This window comes from Paenibacillus sp. sgz302191 (genome assembly GCF_057749925.1).
The window spans coordinates 206,653-228,580 of sequence record NZ_JBYLHY010000008.1; the positions used below are offsets into that span (position 1 = coordinate 206,653).

At 53.3% G+C, this 21,928-nt stretch carries 18 protein-coding genes; 8 read left to right on the top strand and 10 right to left on the bottom strand.

Features of this window, described 5'->3' with window-relative positions:
* Positions 1–563 precede the first annotated feature (563 nt).
* From AC3G2T_RS14330 to AC3G2T_RS14345, 4 genes are all read left to right on the top strand, one after another.
* Complete coding sequence (locus AC3G2T_RS14330) at positions 564–2,492, top strand: dihydroorotate dehydrogenase (protein WP_488435883.1); 1,929 nt, start codon at positions 564–566, stop codon at positions 2,490–2,492.
* Between the two features lie 72 nt (positions 2,493–2,564).
* Positions 2,565–2,858 (top strand): MazG nucleotide pyrophosphohydrolase domain-containing protein, encoded by a 294-nt coding sequence (locus tag AC3G2T_RS14335; RefSeq protein ID WP_488435884.1) that lies wholly within the window; start codon positions 2,565–2,567, stop codon positions 2,856–2,858.
* Between the two features lie 43 nt (positions 2,859–2,901).
* Entirely contained in the window at positions 2,902–3,696 is a 795-nt protein-coding gene (locus tag AC3G2T_RS14340; protein ID WP_474682608.1) for a lipid II flippase Amj family protein, read from the top strand.
* 21 nt (positions 3,697–3,717) lie between these two features.
* Entirely contained in the window at positions 3,718–4,077 is a 360-nt protein-coding gene (locus AC3G2T_RS14345; protein ID WP_488435885.1) for a hypothetical protein, read from the top strand.
* A gap of 59 nt (positions 4,078–4,136) precedes the next feature.
* Here AC3G2T_RS14345 and ptsP read toward each other — a convergent pair whose 3' ends face one another.
* The 6 genes from ptsP to AC3G2T_RS14375 form a co-directional block, all read right to left on the bottom strand.
* Positions 4,137–5,870 (bottom strand): phosphoenolpyruvate--protein phosphotransferase, encoded by a 1,734-nt coding sequence (gene ptsP, locus AC3G2T_RS14350; RefSeq protein ID WP_488435886.1) that lies wholly within the window; start codon positions 5,868–5,870, stop codon positions 4,137–4,139.
* 39 nt (positions 5,871–5,909) lie between these two features.
* Entirely contained in the window at positions 5,910–6,188 is a 279-nt protein-coding gene (locus AC3G2T_RS14355) for an HPr family phosphocarrier protein (RefSeq protein WP_488435887.1), read from the bottom strand.
* 15 nt (positions 6,189–6,203) lie between these two features.
* Entirely contained in the window at positions 6,204–6,656 is a 453-nt protein-coding gene (locus tag AC3G2T_RS14360) for a PTS sugar transporter subunit IIA (protein ID WP_488435888.1), read from the bottom strand.
* 65 nt (positions 6,657–6,721) lie between these two features.
* Positions 6,722–8,095: a PTS fructose transporter subunit IIC gene (locus AC3G2T_RS14365; protein WP_488435889.1), complete on the bottom strand. Its 1,374-nt coding sequence runs from the start codon at positions 8,093–8,095 to the stop codon at positions 6,722–6,724.
* A gap of 32 nt (positions 8,096–8,127) precedes the next feature.
* Positions 8,128–9,069 (bottom strand): 1-phosphofructokinase, encoded by a 942-nt coding sequence (gene pfkB / locus AC3G2T_RS14370; protein ID WP_488435890.1) that lies wholly within the window; start codon positions 9,067–9,069, stop codon positions 8,128–8,130.
* Entirely contained in the window at positions 9,066–9,851 is a 786-nt protein-coding gene (locus AC3G2T_RS14375) for a DeoR/GlpR family DNA-binding transcription regulator (protein ID WP_488435891.1), read from the bottom strand. Before AC3G2T_RS14375 ends, pfkB begins: the two co-directional genes overlap by 4 nt.
* Before the next feature lie 332 nt (positions 9,852–10,183).
* On the opposite strand from AC3G2T_RS14375, the gene AC3G2T_RS14380 reads away from it, so the two are divergent.
* The gene (locus AC3G2T_RS14380; protein WP_488435892.1) at positions 10,184–10,624 is read left to right on the top strand and encodes a YkvA family protein; all 441 of its coding nucleotides are present in this window, start codon (positions 10,184–10,186) and stop codon (positions 10,622–10,624) included.
* A 330-nt stretch (positions 10,625–10,954) separates the two neighbouring features.
* On the opposite strand, the gene AC3G2T_RS14385 is transcribed toward AC3G2T_RS14380, so the two are convergent.
* From AC3G2T_RS14385 to AC3G2T_RS14400, 4 genes are all read right to left on the bottom strand, one after another.
* Positions 10,955–12,160, bottom strand: a complete 1,206-nt coding sequence (locus AC3G2T_RS14385) for an MFS transporter (protein ID WP_488435893.1) — start codon at positions 12,158–12,160, stop codon at positions 10,955–10,957.
* 140 nt (positions 12,161–12,300) lie between these two features.
* Complete coding sequence (locus tag AC3G2T_RS14390; protein WP_474682599.1) at positions 12,301–12,603, bottom strand: ArsR/SmtB family transcription factor; 303 nt, start codon at positions 12,601–12,603, stop codon at positions 12,301–12,303.
* Between the two features lie 225 nt (positions 12,604–12,828).
* Complete coding sequence (locus tag AC3G2T_RS14395; protein WP_488435894.1) at positions 12,829–14,520, bottom strand: methyl-accepting chemotaxis protein; 1,692 nt, start codon at positions 14,518–14,520, stop codon at positions 12,829–12,831.
* Positions 14,521–14,522: 2 nt separating this feature from the next.
* On the bottom strand, positions 14,523–15,830 hold the full coding sequence (locus AC3G2T_RS14400) for an ABC transporter substrate-binding protein (protein ID WP_488435895.1): 1,308 nt from the start codon (positions 15,828–15,830) through the stop codon (positions 14,523–14,525).
* A gap of 248 nt (positions 15,831–16,078) precedes the next feature.
* Between AC3G2T_RS14400 and AC3G2T_RS14405 the strand changes: the two genes are divergently transcribed.
* The 3 genes from AC3G2T_RS14405 (at position 16,079) to AC3G2T_RS14415 (ending at position 21,874) form a co-directional block, all read left to right on the top strand.
* On the top strand, positions 16,079–19,225 hold the full coding sequence (locus tag AC3G2T_RS14405; RefSeq protein WP_488435896.1) for an alpha-mannosidase: 3,147 nt from the start codon (positions 16,079–16,081) through the stop codon (positions 19,223–19,225).
* 873 nt (positions 19,226–20,098) lie between these two features.
* Positions 20,099–20,992, top strand: a complete 894-nt coding sequence (locus tag AC3G2T_RS14410) for a carbohydrate ABC transporter permease (protein ID WP_488435897.1) — start codon at positions 20,099–20,101, stop codon at positions 20,990–20,992.
* Between the two features lie 15 nt (positions 20,993–21,007).
* Positions 21,008–21,874 (top strand): carbohydrate ABC transporter permease, encoded by an 867-nt coding sequence (locus AC3G2T_RS14415; RefSeq protein ID WP_488435898.1) that lies wholly within the window; start codon positions 21,008–21,010, stop codon positions 21,872–21,874.
* Positions 21,875–21,928 lie beyond the last annotated feature (54 nt).

Here is a 21,928-nt window from a genome sequence, read left to right on the forward strand (position 1 = left end):
GGTGCCAATCGCGCTTTTTGACTTGGCAGGCGGGAGGACTACGCGCGCGCAGAAAGCCTGCGAAGTCGGACTGTCGAAAAACTGGCGCGCCAGGCGGGAGTATATCTGCTTGGCAGGGCCGCGCGCAGAAAGCCTGCAAAAGTGCAGTTTTTTGCTCGATGAGGCACTTGAAACGAAACATTCCTGCAAAAGTGCAGGCTTTTCAGTGAATACACGTGCTTAGACCCATTTTGATCAAGAATTCCTGCACAATTGCAGGTTTTTTCTTAAAATGAACCATTTTCACGGAAAAAGCCTGCACTTTCGCAGGCATTTCGGGGATTCGGCTTGCCAAGCCGGTTCGCGAATGGCAGCGTCCCCAATTGAGGGTCCCGTTGGCTGCCCATGCTGCTTATCGAACGGCTGCGCCATCTTCGGCGTCAAGCAGCTTTGCGAACGGTTGCAGTTCCTTGGAGGTACAGCCTATTAGCCCCACGTTTAATTTTGTAAGGAAGAAAACGGCGGAAACCTGTATACTGAAAAGAGAAACTTTTCCAGATTATGCTGCGAACAGGAGTGGGCCTATGCCGGATTGGTCCTATCATTCTATTTTTCGGCCGTTGCTGTTTCGTCTTTCGGCGAAATTGGCGCGGGATTTCACGCTCCAAGCGATGGGGGCGCTCAGCCGGATGCCGGGCGGCGCGTTCGTGATTCGAACGATGGGGCATGTGGAGCTGCCGCCGATTTTGGCGGGAGACTTTGCGGGCGTGCCGATTTCTTGCCCCGTCGGCCTGAGCGGCGGGCTCGATCCGCATGGCACGGCGCACAAAGCGCTGTCCCAATTCGGCTTCGGCTACATCGAAATCGGGCCGGTCACGGTCCGGGAGGTGCGCAGCGCCGCACCGATCGTCAGGGAGGCCGGGGAGGAGGCTATCGTCTACCCGGATGGCTACGAGAACGATGGCGTCGACCGCATCGTTCAGCGGCTGCGGCGCGGCGCGGGGCACCGGCTGCCGCTGTTTTGCCGGCTGCGTCCGATGCCCGGACGGACGCCGGAGCAGGCCCTCCACGAGCTGCGCGAGCTGCTCGTGAAGCTGGCGCCTTACGCGTCGGGCTTCAGCCTCGACGCGCTCGCCGAAGGATGGCCGCCCGCTGCGGCGGTGGCCATCCTTCGGCGAGCGCAGCAGCTTGCGGACGCGGTAGCGCCGGGCAAGCCTGTGCTGCTCTATGTGCCGCCGGACGCTTCGCAGGCGGCACTGCAGGCGCTTGCCGCCAGCGAGGCGCTAAGCAGCTGCGGCGGTGTAGTGCTCGGCGATTCGGTGCGTCTGGAAGACGGCCGAATCCGGGTCGGGGCCGGCGCGCTCGGCGAGGCGACGGCCAAGGTCCGGCAGCTGCGCGGGATGCTGGACGCGCGGCAGGCGATCGTCGCCTGCGGCGGGGTGCATCAGCCGCAGGATGCCCGGGAGCTGCTGGCCGCGGGCGCGAACTGCATCCAGCTGCACAGCGGGCTGGTGTATGCGGGGCCCGGGCTGTCCAAACGAATCAACGAAGCGGTCCTCTATGACCGCATTCGGGAAACACCGGAGCCTGAGCCGCCGTCGTTCTGGGCGAACTGGGGCTGGATGAACCTCCTCGGCATCGGCATGATGCTCGGAGGCGTGCTGGCTTGGCTGATCGCGCAGACGAGCGTGCTTTTGCCTTATGACGAGAGCTTCCTGGGCGTGGGGCGCGGCGACATTTTACAATGGAACCGGCGCGTTCTGCATTTCATGTCCCACGACCGGATCACGCTGGCTGGGACGATGATTTCCATAGGCATCTTTTATTATCAATTGGCCCGGCATGGGCTTCGATACGGTTTGCACTGGGCCAAAACCGCGGTATTTGCCTCCTGCGCGGTCGGTTTCAGCAGCTTTTTTCTTTATCTGGGCTACGGTTATTTCGATCCGCTGCATGCGACAGCGGCTGCTATTTTGCTGCCGATGATGCTGCTTGCGCTGAGAGGGCTGAAAGATCGGCCGTCCCGCAAACCGCCGGGCTGGTATAACGATACGGTCTGGCGCAGGGCGCAATGGGGGCAGTGCTGTTTTGTCGTGCTTGGCGCCGCTCTGGGGATTGGCGGACTGACGATTTCTTTCATCGGCGTGACCCATGTGTTTGTGCCGACGGATTTAGAATTTCTCGGCGCAAGCGCTGAGCAGCTATCTGCTTGGAACGAGCGGTTGGTGCCGCTGATTGCCCACGACCGCGCGGGGTTTGGCGGGGCGCTGTTTTCGCTGGCGGTGGCGATAACCGCTTCCGCTTTGTGGGGAGTGAACAAGGGGGAGGGCTGGCTGTGGTGGACGTTCCTGGTTGGCGGTCTGCCCGGTTTTGCGGCGGGATTACTGGTTCATTTGCATATCGGCTATACAAGCTTCATTCATTTGCTGCCCGTATACGTGGCCATCGCTTTATATGCGGCGGGGCTGTATCTCATGTATCCTTTTTTGGTGCGTCCTGCATCAAATACATAACCGGGCAACCGGGTTCTGCTGCCGGTACAGCCGGCGCAGCCGGGAATATTCTTTTTGATCGGAGGGACTGGTATGGAAACGGAATTAACGCTCAGGCAATTGCAGCAGTATATCAAAAAAACGGATTATGCCCCCGATAACCGGCTTCATTATTTTTATAAGCTGATTGAGGAGACCGGAGAGCTTTCGGAAGTTTTGCGAAAAAATCAAAGGCTGGCGGAAAACGGAACGATCAAAGGCACGATTGAAGAGGAATTGTACGATGTGCTCTATTATGTGGCTGCGCTGGCCAATGTGTATGACATCGATCTGCAGGAATGTTTTCGGCTCAAGGAGGAGATCAACAAGGTGAAATGGAACAAGTGAGTCGCAGACTTTGCTTTGCGGGGAAAAGGGGGGAGATTAAGTGATGACCGGCAGTTTAGTCGTCGTATTCGTATTGACCTTGATCATCCATACGGCTGAGACTTTATCCTATTCGGTGCGGTTTGCCGGAGTCAAACTGAACAAAATAGCTGTGGCTCTATCGTTGACCGGGATTATCGTGCTCGTCTCCAGAACGGCGAATTTGATCCAGGCCCCTTTGACGGCCAAGTTTGTGGACTATGCCAATCGTCATCCGGATTTCAACTTGCTGGACATTTTGCGCATGATCATGTTTGCGTCATCCATCGGTACAATTATCGCAATCGCCATGTTTCCTACGTTTGTACATCTATCAGGACGGGTCATTTCGCGGCTGGAAGTCGCCGGCTCCATTCCGAAGCTGATTACCAGCGTTACGATAGGGCAGTTGAAAAATACGAAGCATTACCTCAAAAAACCGTCTCTACAAATGCTGCTGCAATTCCGATATCTGGACATTCCCAAAAGGTTCGTGCTGTTGAACGTGCTGGTCACCGCATTTTATACGGTGGGTGTGCTGGCATCGCTCTATGCGGCTCATTTGCTGCCGGAGTACAGTACGACGGCTTCGCAGGCATCCGGAATTATTAACGGGATTGCGACGATTTTGCTAACGCTGTTTATCGATCCCCAATTGGGGCTGATCACGGACAAGGCCCTGCATGAAGAAGCATACAAAAACCAACTCGGCAAAGTGTACGTGCTGCTGATGACGAGCCGATTTTTCGGCACGCTGCTCGGTCAATTCGTGCTGCTGCCCTCCGCCTATTTGATTAGCGCTGTCGTCAAACTGATATAAAATCACTCAAGGGAGAACTGTATGAAAATTACCGTGCAACAAGCGCCCTATGCGGAAAAATCGATCTTAAGGAACCTTACCGAGCTGTATAAATATGATCTTAGCGAGTTCGATCCCGAGGACGATGTGAATGAGTTCGGTTTGTACGAATATATGTATCTGGATCATTACTGGACGGAAGACGGCAGGTACCCGTATCTGGTGCGGGCGGACGGAAGCTTGGCCGGTTTTGCGCTCGTACGTGAATTGGAAGCGGGGATTTTTTGGAAAAAAACGATCGGGGCTTACACGGCAGGGGACTACCGGGAGATCCGGGAGGCGGATTGGGACGGACCGATTCTTGCATTTGCCGCGGGAGCTGAAAACCGGCAAACCAAATAAGCAGCTATCGCAGAGGCTGCTCTGCGATAACTGCTTTTTCTATCGAACTTGCCCGCGGATTATACCGTCTGCAGTTGACTGAACGCCTCAAGCGCTTGCCGAACTTCGGCCGGCGTGTCCATGTCCAGAATACGTTCCGCCAGGGCGGCGCATTCGCTGCGGTCCATGTGGGTTATCGCTTTTTTCACTTTGGAGAGCGCGGAAGGCGCCATGCTCCATTCATGAAGTCCCAAGCCGAGGAGCAGAGGGGCTGCGAGCGGGTCGCCGGCCATGCTTCCGCACATGCCGGTCCATTTTCCGCTGCGGTTCGATGCGTCGATGACCGTTTTGATCAAACGAATGACTGCCGGATGGAAGTAATCATAGAGATAAGAAACCTTTTCGTTCATGCGGTCGACCGCGACCGTATACTGCACCAGGTCATTGGTGCCGATGCTGAAGAAATCCACTTCTTTGGCAAAGCTCGGCGCCATCAAAGCGGCGGAAGGAATCTCGATCATGATGCCCAGCTCGACATCGTCCGCGAAGGCGATTCCTTCGAGGCGCAGCGCGCAGCGCGCTTCTTCATAGATGGCCTTGGCCTGCCGCCATTCTTCCATCCCCGAAATCATCGGGAACATGATTTTGATATGGCCATATGCGCTTGCTCTTAAAATCGCTCTAAGCTGGGTAAGGAGCAGCTCTTTTTGATCCAGGCAAAGCCGAATCGCTCTATAGCCGAGAAACGGATTCATTTCCTTGGGCAGCTCCAGGTAAGGCAGTTCCTTGTCTCCCCCGATATCTAACGTGCGGATCACAACCGGGCGTCCCTGCATTGCTTTCGCTACGTCACGATAGGCTGCGAATTGGGTTTCCTCGCCGGGCATATGCGATTGTCCCATGAACAAAAATTCGGTCCGGTACAAGCCCACGGCTTCGGCTCCTTGATCCACCAATGTCAGCGATTCTTCCACCGTGCCGATATTGGCGGCCAGTTCCACGCGGAAGCCGTCTTTGGAAACCGCTTCGCGCTGCGCATAAGCTTGCAGTTCGGCCTGTTCTTCCGTTTCTTTGCACATTTGCACCCGATAGGCTTCTGCCGTCTCCCGGGAAGGGTGCACGATGCATCGGCCTGTCGAGCCGTCGATGATCAGCTCGTCGGCCTGCCGAATGGAATCGATCCCGTCGCCGACGCCCAAAATGGCCGCGATTCCGAGAGAGTTCGCCAATATCGCGGTATGCGAGGTTTTGCCGCCTATGCGGGTTACAAAGCCCAGAACCAGGCTTTTATCCAACTGAACCGTGTCAGAAGGCGTCAAATCGTCCGCTACCAGAATCACCTGCTCCCGAATATCCGACAGCTGCGTTCCTTTGCGTCCGGACAACTGCGCGAACAGCCGATTCCCTATGTCGCGGACATCCGCAGCCCTCTCCTGCATGTACTCGTTAGCCATGCTTTCGAACAACCCGGCTACTTGCGTTACGATTTGATCGACCGCAGTTTCTGCCGTCCACTGTTCGTTCAGTATCAGCTTCTCCATCGGCGGATAAAAAGTCGGGTCCTGCAAAAAACTGATCTGTCCTTTCAGGATGGCCGCTTTATCCTCTCCCAGCTTGCTCTCGGCGAGCCCGATAAGCGCTTGGAGCTCTTCCAGGCATTGCGCCTTGGCCTGTTGAAGCCGCAGTACTTCCGCTGCCGGATCCTCCGTTTTTTTCTTCACGATATCGGTAAGCCTGGCAGGCGCATATACGAATGCTTTACCGGTTCGTATGCCAGCCGACACTCCAAGCCCTTGCAGTATAGTTTCAGACATGGCCTTTCCTCCTATCCGTCTGCGCCCTAAGCGCAAGCATTACGCTTCCCCAAAACCGCTCTCCACCAATTCGACCAAAGCATCGAGCGCTTCTTGCGCATCGGGACCTTCCGTTGCAATTGTAATGACGGAACCTTTGGCCAGTCCCAAAGTCATCAATCCAAGAATGCTTTTGCCATCCACTTCGGTGCGGTCAGGCGCGTTATCGGTAATGATCTTGATCGCCGATTGGAAAGCGGCCGCTTTCTCCGTAAAAAGCTGGGCAGGGCGAATATGGAAACCGGATTCGTTCCGGATTGTAACCTCTTTTGACAGCATGACGTTCATCTCCTCTTAGATCGCTTGCAGGATATTTTTCAATTGCTGGGGTTCCGTTACGGCGAGCAAGCTTTCACGGAACTGCTCGTCGATCAATTTGCGGGAAAGAGCGATCAAAATTTGCAGATGTTCGTTCCCTGCAGCCGCTTCCGGCACGGCAATCATAAAGACGATCGACACCGGATTGCCGTCCAGCGAATCCCAGTCGAGCGGTTGCGACAGCTTGGCAAAAGCAAGCCCCGCTTTGCTTACTCCAGCGGACTTCCCGTGAGGAATGGCGACGCCGAAGCCGATCCCCGTCGATCCCGTTGCTTCCCTTTTCGTTACGGCATCGAAGTAAGCGGCTTTATCGCTGATGCAGCCCGCGGCTTCAAGCCCGTCAATCATGGACCGGATGCAGCTTTCCTTGTCGGATGTTTCCAACGGAATCAAAATGCTTTGATCGTGCAAAAGCTCCTGAACATTCATGATTATTCCTCCTAAAATATATGGAGAGAGCGGTCGGTGCCCTCTCCGATGTGTATTTGTATCCGTCAGCCTTTGGCGGGCTTTTTCAAAATATTCAACATGATTGCCGTAACAATTGTTCCCGCTACGATGGACAGGGCATACATCCCCAAGTGTCCCACCGCGTTTGGAATCAGCAGCACGAAGATGCCGCCGTGAGGTGCGCGAAGCGTTGCATCGAACAGCATGGACATTGCGCCCGTTACTCCGGAACCGACCACGATCGAAGGAATGACGCGGAACGGATCCGCGGCGGCGAATGGAATCGCTCCTTCGGTAATAAACGCGATCCCGAGCACGGAAGCAGCTTTACCCGCATCCCGCTCTTCGTTGCTGAATTTCTTCGGAGCAAGCAGCGTAGCGAGCCATAACCCGAGCGGAGGGGTCATTCCGGCAGCCATGACTGCCGCCATTGGACCGTACACGCCGCTTCCGAGCAGCCCTACGGCAAACGTATAAGCGGCTTTATTCACGGGTCCGCCCATATCGAACGCCATCATCGCTCCGAGCAGCAGGCCGAGCAGGATGGCATTCGTCGTGCCAAGCGTTTTGAGCCATACCGTCAAAGCGTCCATGACCGCCTTCACCGGTTCGCCGATGACGTAGATCATCAACAGTCCGGTTATACCCGTTGCAATAAGCGGTATGAGCAAAATCGGCTTCAAGCCTTCCAAGTTTCTCGGCAGCTTGATATATTTTTTGAGCGCTAGCGCGACGTAGCCTGCCAGGAAACCGGCGATGATGCCGCCGAGGAAGCCGGCGCCGATCTGCGACGCAAGCATCCCGCCTACCAGACCGGGAGCAAGACCCGGTTTTTCGGCAATGGAGAATGCGATGAATCCGGCCAAAATCGGCACCATAAGAGCGAATGCCGCTCCGCCGCCGATATTCATTAATGCGGCGGCCATCGTGCCGGGAACTTTAAACGCCTCGATGCCGAATACGAAGGAGAGCGCAATTAGCAATCCGCCCGCTACAACGAGCGGAAGCATGTTGGATACGCCGGTCATCAAATGCTTGTAAGGACCGGAGCGGGTAGCGCTGCGCTGGGCCTTGGATTGCTCGACCTGCTTCAGATAATCGTCCGATGAAGCTGCTTCTTTGTTAAGCGCTTCTTCGAGAAGCCCGGCGGGATTTTTGATTGCTTGGGCTACGGGAACTTTGACAACCGGCTTTCCGGAGAACCGGGATTCCAGTACATCCGTATCCGCGGCTACGATAATGGCATGTGCTTCGGCTATTTCCTGCTCAGTCAGCTCATTCTCAACGCCGACCGCCCCGCGGGTTTCCACCTTGATAGGAATATCTTTTTCCTTGGCGGCTTTTGCGAGCGATTCGGCGGCCATGTACGTGTGCGCTACACCGGTAGGACATGCGGTTACCGCAAGAATCTTTTTCATAGTCTAACCTCCTAAAATGATTTTCATTTCAGTTATGCAAGTTTTGATATCGTTACGCCGCCCAGGTTAGCTTCCACCTCTGCCAGCGTGCAGACCTGTGTGCCCGGTTTGGAGGCTGTTACGGTTCCCGCCGCCGACGTCCAGCGGGTCATCTCCTCCAGCGTTTTGCCGTGCAGTAAACAATAGATCAAGGCCGCTACCATCGAATCCCCGGCTCCTACGGTACTCATCGGTGTGATGGGGAACGGTTTCGCGCGGTACGCTTCATGCCCGCTGACCAGAATCGAACCGTCGCCGCCCAAAGAAACGGCCACGCATGCGATTCCTTTGCCGGTAAGCTTTCTCGCTGCGGCTATAATTTCTTCATCCGTACGAAACGTTTCGCCGAACAACGCTTCCAGTTCGTGAATGTTCGGTTTCACCGCATAAGGGACGGCTTCGATGCCGTGAATGAACGGCTGGCCGTCAGCATCCAGCACGGTGCGTGCTCCGGCTTCGTTCGCAATGCGAATCAGCGTTTTATAAAAATCGTTCGGCGCTCCCGGAGGCAAGCTTCCTCCCAACACGACAACAGGTACGTCCCTGACCGCTTCCCGATAAGCGCTGACGAACTCGCCAAGCGTCTTGTCGTCGGCCGTAAAACCCGACTCGTTCAGCTCCGTCGTTTCCTTCGTGCTCTCGACATACATTTTCAGATTCGTCCGGGTCTCGCCTTCGGTTTCGATAAAGAATCCGGGAATGCCCAGCTCTTGCAGCTTCCGCGTAATCATCTTCCCTTGGTGCCCTGCGGACAATCCCCAGGAGACGACATCGATCGAGAAGTGCTTGAGCACCTTCGCGACGTTAATCCCTTTTCCCCCGGCATCGGTTCTCCATTCTTTAATACGGTTCAAGCCGCCGATAACAAAATCTTCGACCGTGACGGTTTTATCGATCGCAGGATTTAATGTGACTGTAAGTACGTTTGCTTTCATGCCTTCTCCTTCCCGACAGGGACCACCGTGACCGAAACACCGGCTGCGTTTAAATCGTTCAGCGCATTCTCCGAAATCCCGTCATCCGTCAAGCATTCGTCGATGTCCGACAAATCGGCCACTTTGGCAAACGAAACGATTCCATATTTGCTGTGATCCGCAAGCAGAATCACTTGTTTGGCGGAACGGAGAATACTTCTTTTGGCGGCGGCCTCCAGCATATTCGGCGTCGTCAGTCCGGCGGCCGGGTCCACGCCATTTATAGCCAGAAAAGCTTTATCCACATACATGGATTCCATTGCCTTTTCGGTTAGCGGGCCTACCATAGCCAACGTCTCATGGCGCAGCATTCCGCCGGTCAGCACGAGATCGATGCCTTTATTGCTGGCAAGCTCCTGAGCTACCATCACAGAGTTGGTGACGACGGTCAACTGCTTGAACGATTTGAGCTCTTTGGCCAAATAGTAAGTCGTCGTGCCGGAATCCATAACAATGGTATCTCCTTCGCGGACCATGGCCGCAGCTTCCTTGGCGATTGCCTCCTTTTGTATCCGATAGCGGTCCTCTTTCTCAATAAACGAAGGCTCCGAGTTGTCGCTTGACATAATCACCGCGCCCCCGTGCGTTCGCCTGAGCTGGCCGGATTTTTCAAGAATCCTTAAGTCACGGCGGACGGTCGATTCGGATACTTGAAAATGCTGGGCCAGTTCTTGAACGGAAGCCCGCTCTTTCTGCTGCACATAATCGGCAATCTTCTGCTGGCGTTCTTCCTCAAACAGCATAAGAATCCCTCCTTAGCTACCATTCAGTGACTTTCTTGCGAAATTGACCACTTTCGTGCTCGATTGTTGTCGAATATGATTATATATGACTGATATTTGTTTGTAAAGCGCTTTCTGGTGGTTATATTTTCTTTAAATGATCACGTATGAGCATGGCTGAGAGTTGCATTTTTAGATAGCATCCCCTCGGGCCGATCATGTTAAACCTCCGCCAGGGCCGTTAACATGCTCTTGAAGCCGGATGGCGGATTCCGTCCTGATTATGGCAAATGCGCCCTTGTGATATAATGGGATAAAACAGAGGTTCCAATTGACGATGGAGGTGTAGGGGGATGGATTCTTCCAAGTATGAAAAGCATTTTTCCAACGACCGTTTTTGGGACAAGGTCAAGAAGACCGCCAAAGAGGCGGGAGCTAAAGTCATATACAGCGGACTGCTGCTGTTCTATGCGTTAGATAGCCCGAAAACTCCGCTTAAGGCCAAGATCCAAATTTACGGGGCGCTCGGGTATTTGATTTTGCCTCTGGATTTGGTTCCGGATTTGCTGCCTGTGGTCGGCTATGTGGACGATTTGGGCGCGCTGGGGCTGGCGCTCGGCGCTGTGGCGATGAGCATCGACCAGGAAGTGAAGGATAGAGCGAAGAACAAGCTCAAAGATTTGTTCGGCGAAGAAGCGGGGAGCAGCTCGGATATCATCGATATCGACGCGCAACTGGTGGAAGAGCAGCCGGCTTCGGAAAGCGGCGGGCATCGGAAGAACGCGGAGCGTTGAGGAGGACAAACTGCCTGAGGAGAGCAGTTTTAACTCGTTGCCATGAGACGGTCTATTGCAGTCCCTTTTTGCGCTTTTCTGTATGATTTTTCGCATACAAAAGTCATCTTTACCGCTATAGGCAGTATTCTGTTCGATTTTTCATACCTATTTTTCGATTTTACGAAATCAGTACAATTTCTGTACGAAATTTCGAACAGAAGCCCCCAGTCGAACTGGGGGGCGTATGCCAAAACAAAGAAAACCCCACATCTGATAGATATGGGGTTTCTAAACGGCTCTTAATGCTCCTGCAGGTTTGCCGATTGATCGATTCTGCAAGCGCCTGGATCAGTCTGACAAAGCATGCTCTTGCGGCATGCCTTCTTTTCTTGCTTCTTGTCTTATCCATGAAAATAATAATAACGAGGCCGTGACTGCAATCGCTACACCGATCGTCCCGATCCACGGGATGGATGATAAAGATACCCGATCCACGGCGAGGCCGCCGATTCCCGCTCCTGCTGCCATCGATAATTGCATCGTTGACTGGTTGAGCCCGAGCATGACTCCCGAATAATTCGGCTTAATTCGGATTAAATTATATTGCTGCGTAGGACCGGACGACCACGCTGCAAATGACCATAATACAAGAACGGCGACAACGAGCACCCAAGAACCCTTTAGAGCAACGGCAGCAGATAGTAACAGGAAAGCCGCGATGTGCAGGAGCATTCCCCCGACTAACGTGAAAGGAACTCCCCATTTATCCGTACTGTAGCCGCCGAATTTGGAACCGATTAAGCTGGCCACGCCGAACACCAACAATACTCCGCTGAGCACTTCTTCATTTAAGCCCGCAACCTTGAGAAGATAAGGAGAAATGTAGGTATACGCTATCGAGTAGCCGCCGAGCCAAAAGAAAGTGATCGATAGTCCAAGAGCCACTTTTCTGCTTTTGAGAAGAGCAAGCTGCTTAGATAAAGGTACAGGGGCATCCCCTTTTACTTGCGGGATCGTTTTATATAGAACAAAGATGGCCAGAAACCCCATTATGGCAATGAAACCGAACACCGATTTCCAGCCGTATGCCGCAGCGATCATGCGTCCGAGAGGAACCCCGATAATTAATGAAGTAGTAAACCCCATCACTACGGTTGCAATAGAGCTGGCTTGCTTACCTTCGGGCGCGATTTTCGCTGCTATATCCAAGGCGGTTACAACAACCATTCCTGCGCCTAAAGCCATGATCACGCGAGCAAGCACAAAAAGTCCGAAGTCCGGCAGAACAAAAGACAAAATGTTGGCTACCACGAAAATTCCCAGCGCTCCGACAAGCAGCTTTTGCCTCTCGATTTTTGCCGTCAAAGCCATCAATATGGGGGTGCAAATGGCATATACAAAGGAAAAAACGGTCACAAACTGCCCGGCCAAAGTAATGGAAATCCCCAGCGTATCCGAGATTTGGTCCAAAATACCTGAAATGACATACTCGGATGTCCCGACCAAAAAACTGACAATTGCCAAAAAATAAACCTTCCAAGTGCTTGCCTTCAACTATACCACTCCTTATTTGTTTCACATCTATATATAATGAATTATCGATGTGTTATACATAAAAAATCTACATATCAAAATATATCGATATGTAGCTCAGAAACAAACCGAATTCTTAGAAAGCATTCAGCTTGTTGTCATTAAATTTCATTATTGAAAAATGCACCGATTTCGCGTATCGCTTCCTCGTTTCTTTTGAAGTACGTATACTTACCGATCCGCTCCGCCGTGACCAGACCTGCCCGCTGGAGTATCGATAAATATTGGGAAGTTGTGGACTGTGTCATCTTCAACGTGTCCGTGACTTGACATACACATACCCCGATTTTCCTCATATCAATCCCTTCGTGGGGCGTAAAATGGTTTTCAGGTTCTTTCAACCAATGCAAAATTTGCAATCTCGACTCGTTGGACAGTGCTTTAAAAATTTCAATTGGCTCCATACACATAATCATATCGAAAATTATCGATGTGTCAAGTGCAACCGCCGCAGTTTTCAAGTGGGGATAACATCGACGCTGTAATAACTAAACTATTAATGCCAAAAGACGCCTTCAGTGCCACTGTATTAGCGGTAATGAGGCGTCTTTTTGTCAGAGGGCTGACTCCGCAGAAGCTAAAGCTTCTTTTGGACCAGTCCCTAGTCTCTTAGGCGATCCGGACTGAATTTAGTTCAATTTGAACCTTCCGATTAATTCGAGCAGATCCTCCGACATTTTGGACAAGGCTGCGGATGAGCTTGTAATTTCTTGCATGGTCGCAAGCTGTTGTTCGGCGGATGCCGATACGCTGTGCGTTCCCTCTGCCGCTTGGTCGGATATCGCCATGATCGATTCGAACGAGACGACCAGTTGTTTCGTTTCGTTCGTCATTTTCTGGGAAGAGGAGGAAACAATTTGTATTTGCGAGGTGACTTCGTGAATCGCCTCTTTGATTTTGTCGAACGCCTCTCCGGCTGTATGTACGGCTTCAATGCCGGTTTTTACTTCCTTCGTACCTTCTTTGACCGTTTTTGCCGTGATGGACACATCCTGTTGAATGCCGCTGATGACTTCGGTTATTTTTTTGCCGGATTGCGACGTTTGCTCCGCCAGCTTGCGGATTTCCGAGGCAACGACGGAGAAGCCTCTTCCCGCCTCGCCGGCCCGTGCGGCTTCAATCGCCGCATTGAGCGACAGCAGGTTGGTCTGGTTGGCGATGTCCGTAATAAATCCGATGATCTCGCCGATTTGCCCGGTACGCTCGCCAAGACCTTGCACGACATCAGCCATGCCATGAACGGTTTGGTTGATGGAATTCATTTGGCTGATTGCCGTTTTAACGGCTTCATTGCCTTCCGTTGCCATTCGCGAAGCGTGCTGGGCTTGATCGGATACGGTCATCGCTTCGACGGCAATCTGGCTGGCGGCTGAGTCCATTTCCTGAACCGAATGCGTGCTTGCCTGAATCGTATTCACTTGCCGTTCCGTGCCGGCAGCGACTTCTTCCGAGATTTTCGCCACATGCTCGGTTACTTGACTGGTTTGATCTGCGCCGGCGGTCAGCTCCTCGGCGGATGCAGCCACCTGTTCGGCATGAAATCCTACTTCCTGTATGACCTGCCGCAAGTTATTCGTCATTTGATTGAAAGCTGCAGCCAACTGGCCGATCTCATCCCGGTTTTTGACGGAAATTTCCTTGACCGTCAAGTCGCCGGAAGAAATTCGGGCAGCGGAAGCGGACAGCAGCAAAATGGGTTTGGAAATGGAACGGCTGATGAAAAATGCGATTCCAATCCCCAGGATCAGCGTGGCCGCGGTAATGATGGCTAGCGATATTTTCAACGAAACGATCAACTCGGCGATGTCGCTTTGTTCCTGGGCCATGAAGGTTTCCTGATTGCTGACCAGCTTATCTGCGGCCTGGTTGATTTTTTGGATCACCAGCTCCTGGCTGTTCGCGGCTTGAATGTACTGGTCCGTCTTGTTTTGCTTCTTGGCGTCGATCATTTGATCCGCGGCGCTAGTGTACTTTTCTTGCAACAGTGCGAGTCCCTGCAAAATTTCCCACTGATCCGGTTTGGTAACCAGTTGTTCCGCCTTTTTGATAAGCTGGTTGAACGTTGCCTGCGCTGTTTGGTAGTCCTTCAACTGATCGGCATTTCCCGTTAACAAATAACCGAAAACGCCGGTTTGCTCATCTCCGACAGAGGCATTTAAATCTTTGATGAGGCCTACTAGGGCTACGCGATTGTTCATGAGCTCGACGTAGGTATTGTTAACCTTGGCGATGAAGAAGAAATTGGCCGATGCAATGATGATGAATAGCAGCAGGATGGCAGAGAATCCGCCGTACAGTTTTTTGCCGATCGTCAGTTTCATGATCAGTGGCCCCCTCCCATGTTTCCGCTCAAAATATTGTTGGCGTTGGTGCGGAAGTCTTTGGCTGCAGCTTCGGGAGCTTTTTGCCCGCTTATGATATAGTCCGATTCAATATTGTACACGGTCGCCACGTTGACGCTGGCTTTGGGCGAGGGCGGATCGATCGGCTTGGCATGCGATTTCACGTAGTCGATGATTGCATACTGCTCTTTGTCGGCGTCATTCAATTTGGCCGTCAGACGGTCTTTGATCTTCGAGGAAACCGGGACACCGCGCTCGCCCGACAAAATATCGTTGGCATCCGGATCGTTGATGAAGAAATCGATAAATTTGGCAGCCGCTTCTTTGTGCTTCGAATAGTTGGACACGGAGAAGAACATGGACGGCTTGAGAAATTTGGCTTCCTGGCCCGCGGCAACGGCCGGCGGCGGCAATATTTTGATCAGGTGGCCGGCGTTTTTGCTTATCGTACTTACCTGGTTGCTCGTTGTATGATAAAATGCGGCTTTCCCGCGCGCGATGAGCAGCTCGTTGCCCGATGTAGTGGGCGATGGAGCGATAAGCCCCTCTTCCTTCCATTTTTTCAGCGTCGTTACATATTCAATGAAATACTGGTCGTCATCATAGCCTAACGCAGTCCCGTCTTTATTATAATAAGAGGCTCCTTTGCCCCGGAGATAATACGAAAAATCGGGGAGATTGGCCAGCGGATAAAAGTCCTTATCCTTGATTTTGGCTTTCAGACTAAGGGCGGTCCGGTGCAAATCGTCAAACGTGTACTCAGGCGGAGGGACAGGGACTCCCGCTTTCTCGAACACGGCCGGATCGTAGGCCATTGAAGCCACGTTGATGGCCAGAGTGACGGCAAACAATTGCCCGTTCGTTTTACCGCTTTCGGTGTAAGAGGGGTCTACATCCTTCAGATTCAATATGCCGTCTTTCACGTAGGAATCAAGCGGCGCGATGAGCTTGCGGCTCGCGTATTGGCTCATGAAGTTATAGTCCGTCTGAATAATGTCGGGCAAATCCTGATCCACCGCTTTCATAGCCAAATCAGTCGTAAGAGGCTCGGTTCCGGCGAAGCTGGCCGTTTGAATTTTGATCGACGGATTTTTTTGCTGGAACAACTGCACCACTTTCTCTGTCATCTCGCGGCGCTGATCATTTCCCCACCAGGCAAGTTTTAAGGTGACCGGCCCTTCAATTCCTTTGCTCTGTTCTTCACTTGCGGTTTTGCCGCAGCCGGGAGCGCTGATCAGTACGGTTCCAAGCACTGCCGACAGGAACGCGAACTTCAAATAACTTTTCATGTTGACGCCACCTTCTTTTCTGTGTTGTTTTGAAATTGTAAAAATCAGGGATTTCACACCCTTCAAAGTATTCATCGGCAAAAAGTGATAGAAATGTAAGCCGTTTCTGCATGTAAGGTTCATTATTGAATGATTTTCCCCCCCCATGTTCATCGGATTGCCTGTCACAAGCGGAGAGTTCTTTCTTATACAATGGACATATCGCACCCTTTGCAGGGGAATATTTGCATAGTGAAGGAGAAATGTTGATGTTCTGGACTGTGGAGAAATTGCATGCGCGCATCAATGATTTGGAGCCGTACCGCTATCGCGATGAACGGCATATCGATACATTTCGCATCAAACTCGATGCTGAGGGCAAGATCGGGGCGTATCCGCGGGAAGATGGCGAATGGCAGGAGATCCGTCTGGGAGATCGCTGGACGGGTCGCGACGTATACTACTGGCTCGCTGCCGACGTGTTCATTCCGGACGAATGGAAAGGGAGAAAAGTGCTCGGCCGGTTTCGGCTCGGACATACCGGGGAAGGAACGAACAGCGGGTTCGAATCGCTGCTGTTTTTGAACGGGGAGCCGTATCAGGGCGTCGACTCCAATCACGAAGAGGTGTTTATGCCGGATGAGGCGATCGGTACTACGGCGCAGCTTCGCTTCCGCCTATGGTCCGGGCTTGGGGGATATCAAAGCTATCTCATCATGGAAAGCCGGTTGGAGCTGGCCGCCGTCTGCTGGCTGGATGAAGCCGCGGACGATTTGTTTTACACGGCCAAAGCCTTGCTTGAAACGGTGCGGACTCTGGACGAGAAGCGCCCGGAACGGCATGAGCTGCTGCATATGCTGGATCAGGCCTTCCTGATGCTGGACTGGTCGAAGCCGGGGAGCGGCGGTTTTTACGGCTCGGTTGCAAGTGCGCGGGAACAGCTGCGGCAGGCGTTAGCGGCTGCGCCCAAGCTGCACTCGGTCGTGGTTCGGTGTATCGGCCACACGCATATTGACGTTGCCTGGCTGTGGCAGTTGAAGCATACGCGGGAGAAGGCGGCGAGATCGTTTTCTACGGTGCTGCGTTTGATGGAGCAGTATCCGGAGTATGTCTTTTTGCAAACACAGCCGCAGTTGTATGCATATATCAAATCGGATTACCCGCAAATCTACGAGCGCATCAAGGAACGCGTCCGGGAAGGCCGCTGGGAAGCCGGGGGCGCGATGTGGCTGGAGGCGGATTGCAATCTGGCGTCCGGGGAATCGTTGGTGCGGCAGCTGCTGTACGGGACGCGGTTTTTCCGCGAGGAATTCGGCGTTGAGTGCAAATATTTGTGGCTGCCGGACGTGTTCGGCTACAGTTGGGCACTGCCGCAAATTTTGCGCAAAGCCGGCATCGAGTCGTTCATGACGACGAAAATCAGCTGGAACCAGTACAACCGGATGCCTCATGACACGTTTAAGTGGCGGGGGATTGACGGGACGGAAGTGCTGACTCATTTTATTACGACGCCGGACCCGGGTACGAGCGAAGGCGCTTTTTATTACACGTACAACGGAAAAGTGACGCCGGCTTCGGTGCAGGGGATTTGGGAAGGCTACCGTGACAAGACGCTGAATTCGTCGCTGCTGCTTGCATACGGGTTCGGCGACGGCGGAGGGGGCGTCAACCGCGAGATGCTGGAGATGCGGCGCAGGCTGGACGCTATTCCGGGCATTCCTTGGGTGAAGACGGGGCGCGCAGACGAGTACTTCGACGAACTGCAGCAGCGTGTCGACAGCGCCGATTCGTACGTGCATACATGGGACGGCGAGCTGTATTTGGAGCTGCACCGCGGCACGTATACGAGTCAGGCGCATAACAAGCGCATGAACCGCAAGCTGGAGCTGCTGTACCGGGAAACGGAGTGGGTGCAGGCGCTGAGCGGCATTTTGCAGGCCCCGGACCTCGCGGCGGAAAAAGAAGCGTCCCTGGCCCTTCATGAGGGCTGGAAAATTATTTTACGCAACCAGTTCCACGATATTATCCCGGGCTCGTCGATTCGCGAGGTGTACGAGGACAGCAGAATCGAGTACGATGAGGCGCTGGCCATCGGCGAGCAAGTGTGGCGGCAATCCGTTTCCCGGATGACGGAAGGCAGGGGGAGCGGGCGCGAAGTGACGGTGTTCAACGGCGCTCCGTGGGAGCGGACGGATATCGTGTGCATCCCCCGGGAAGAAGCGGACGCACAGTGGTTCGATGCTGCCGGAAGCCCGCTGGAGGCTCAGCTTGTAGGCGGAAGCTGGTGGGTCAAGGTGGAGCGCGTTTCCCCGATGGGATACGCGGTAATCCGCAGCGGGGAGCTAGGCGGTCAGTCTGCGGCGGTGCCGGTGAAATTTAAGGCGACGGCCCAAGGATTAAAGACGCCGTTTTATGAAATCGAGTGGAATGCCGCCGGTCAAATTGTCCGCCTCTACGATCGGATAGAGCGTCGGGAGATACTTGTCGAAGGCCAGTCGGGCAACCGGTTCGAAGTGTTTGAGGATAAGCCGAAAGGCCGACACGAGGCGTGGGACATCGACATTTTTTATACGGAGAAAAAGCAAGAGGTAGAGCGCCTGACCCGCATCGAAGTGACGGACATCGGGCCGTTGGCTGCAGTTGTCCGTATGGAGTGGACATATATGGACTCTACCGTCGTGCAGGATATGGTGCTTTATGCGCACAGCCGCAGAATCGATTTTCAGACGCATGTCGATTGGAATGAGCGCCGCAAGCTGTTAAAAGTGGCGTTTCCTTTGCAAATCCGGGCGACGGAAGCGACCTACGACATCCAATTCGGCAACGTCAAGCGCCCGACGCACTGGAATACGAGCTGGGACTACGCCCGATTTGAATCGGTCGGCCATCAGTGGGCCGATTTGTCTGAGCGCGGCTACGGCGTCAGCCTGCTGAACGATTGCAAGTACGGCTATGACATTAAAGATAACGTAATGCGGCTCACCTTGATCAAGTCCGCGATGGTTCCTGACCCGACGGCCGACCAAGGAGCGCACGAATTTACGTATTCGCTGTACCCGCACGCCGGAGACTGGTACGACGGGGGAACGGTGCCGTCCGCGTGGTCGCTTAACAATCCGCTGACGTTCGCACCCGGCAAGCCTGCCGCTGATTCGTTCGGCTTGTTCCGGATTTCCTGCGATCATGTAATGATCGACGCAGTCAAAAAAGCCGAGGACGAGGCTGCGGTCATTGTAAGAATTCACGAGTTCGCCGGCATCAGCGGGACCGTGGGCATTTCCAGCGACGCCCGGATCATGTCTTGGCAGGAGTGCGATTTGCTCGAACGGCCTCTCGGAGAGCGGCAGTACGAATCATTCATCGAAGTTCAAACGAAGCCTTACGAGATCAGAACGTTCATCGTTCATTTTCATTAATTGTCGGGGACGGGCAAAGACAAACGAGTCGAGTCGCACTTCGAACGATCGTTCGAAGTGCTGAAATCGGCCGCGGGCGGCAATTAGCACCGATGCAAAAGAGGCCGTCGAAAAACTTGCTCGCTAAGGCAGCGCCGGGAATGCGCAGAAAACATGCAAAAGTCAGGCTGCCCAGAATCCCGCACGCCGGAGCCGCTAGCAATAACCGCCTGGTTGTGCGAAGAAAACCTACAAAAGTGCAGGTTTTTGCCTGCTAAGACCCGTGCTGCGGGAAATTCCTGCAAATGTGCAGGCTTTTCGGCACGAGCATCGGCTCAGATCCGTTTTCATCGAAAATTCCTGCACTTTCGCAGGTTTTTCGCCAAAACGGGCCACCTTCACGGAAAAAGCCTGCACTATTGCAGGTATTTGAAAAAACCTCTTTTCGCAGGCTTTCCCCTGACCAGGTCCGCCAATCCGCTTCATGACCGCCCGTTGCACAAAGTCGCAACCCGCACCGGAAGTGGTGCGGTCGGGAAAGTGCGGCTGCGCCCGGCGGCGCAGTTTTTACGCCCGGCACCTTTGCAGTTTCGCTGGCTCCGCCCGATCCCTGGAGCGGAATCGCCGGCTCCGCCCGGGCCCGGAAGCGATTCGCCGGCTCCGCCGAGCCCAAGCGTGATTCGCCGCTCTCTCGCTGCAGCGGGCGACTCCGCATCTGCGCCGCCCGGTTATCAGGTCAACCAGAATTTTCTGGTAGGCCTTTTTTTCAACATTGGGGACGCGTTTCCGCAACACAGTTGATTTGTCATACGGACACAGTTGAATAGCCACTCCCGCATTTTCACGCGTTTGTACTATGCTTGAAATACAATAACCTCAAGAAGGAGATATACTATGCGCAAAAGGTTTTCTCTTTTCAATTCGTATGTGTTTATTTTCCCCAGCCTGTTTTTAACACTGGCGTTAGGGATATATCCGCTTGTGTGGGCGTTTCGTTATATGTTCTACAGTTACCAGGGATACGGGCAGGAGAAATTTATCGGGCTCGATAACTTTGCGAGGCTGATGCGCGACGGGGAGTACTGGCATTCCGTGTACAACACGCTCATTTATGCGGGCGGGAAGCTCATCATCGTACTGCCGCTGTCGCTCATCCTTGCGGTTATTTTGAACCGCGGGCTTAAAGGCAAATCATTGCTGCGGGCTATTTATTTCATGCCGACCATTATCAGTACGTCGGTTATGGCTATCGTATTTTTTACGATTTTCAATTCGTATAACGGACTGTTGAACCAATTTTTGCTGAAATACGGCTTGATTTCCAAAGCGATCGATTGGCTGGGGCCGAATTATGCGATGCTGACCGTGATCATCACGGCGATCTGGGGCGCGATCGGCAACTACATGCTGCTGTTCATCGCCGGATTGCAAGGCATTCCCGACGATCTGTACGAGAGCGCGTCGATTGACGGAGCGAATGCGTTCCAAAAATTTTGGAGCATTACGATTCCGATGCTTGGCCCTGTTTTGCAAATGATCATTATGCTGGCCATCATCAACTCGCTGAAAGGCTATGAAAGCATCATGGTCTTGACCGAGGGAGGACCGTTCGGCAAAACCGATGTGATGTACCTTTACGTCTACAAATTATTTTTCCCGGTTTCGGCGCTTAGTCCTACTGTACAGGAAATCGGCTACGGCAGCGCGGTCGGGTTCGTGACGGCTTTGATTGTCGGACTCGTTACCGTTGTATATTTCTATATGTCCAGACGTCTGAATCAGGATTAAATAAAGGGAGGGTGAATGATGGATACTAGTCTGAAATCAGGCGGTTTCAAGGGCGGCTATTTCATCGCTCAAATTATAAAATGGATCTTTTTGCTGGCTATAGCTTTTTTTACGCTGTTTCCGATTATTATGGCTATTCTGGGATCGTTCAAAACGAATGCGGAATTGACGACGGGGGCGACGATACTGCCTTCGGTTTGGAAATTTTCCAACTATGCCACGGCTTGGGAGCAGGCGAATTTTGCGCGGTTTACGTGGAACAGTCTGTTTCTCAGCGTAGTAGTGACGGTCGGAACGCTGCTCGTCGCGACGATGTCGGCTTATGCCGTTGACCGGACGAAGTTCCCCGGCAAAAAATTGTACGTAGGCTTGCAAGCCAGTACGATGTTCATTTCAATCGGCGCGGTTGTACTGATGCCCCAGTTCAACTTGATGGTCAAGCTCGGTTTGAACAAATCGCTGTGGGGCGTCATCATCATTTTGATCAGCGCGCATGCTGTGGCCTATTTTATGCTGATCGGCTTTTTTAAGGCGATTCCCAAAGATTTGGACGAGGCGGCCTATATCGACGGCTGCAATTTCTATACGGTTTATTGGAAAATCGTGCTTCCTCTGCTGCGCCCGGCTCTCGGTGTGACCGCATTGTTCACATTTCGCGGCGCGTGGAACGAATACATTTTGCCGCTTGTATTCACGATGACGAACCCGAAGCTGCAGACGCTGACGGTCGGTCTGGCCAATTTGCGCTACGGGGTCGGCGCGGCGGCGGAGGCTCAGCTCATGATGGCCGGTGCGTGCTTGTCCTTCCTGCCGATTCTGGTCGTATACGTGTTGGCGAACAAATCGTTCGTGCAAGTAACGGCAGGCAGCGTAAAAGGATAAGGGGCAGAAGAGTGGTTTTCCCCCACCTGGAAAGTTGGTTTGTCCTTCACGGTT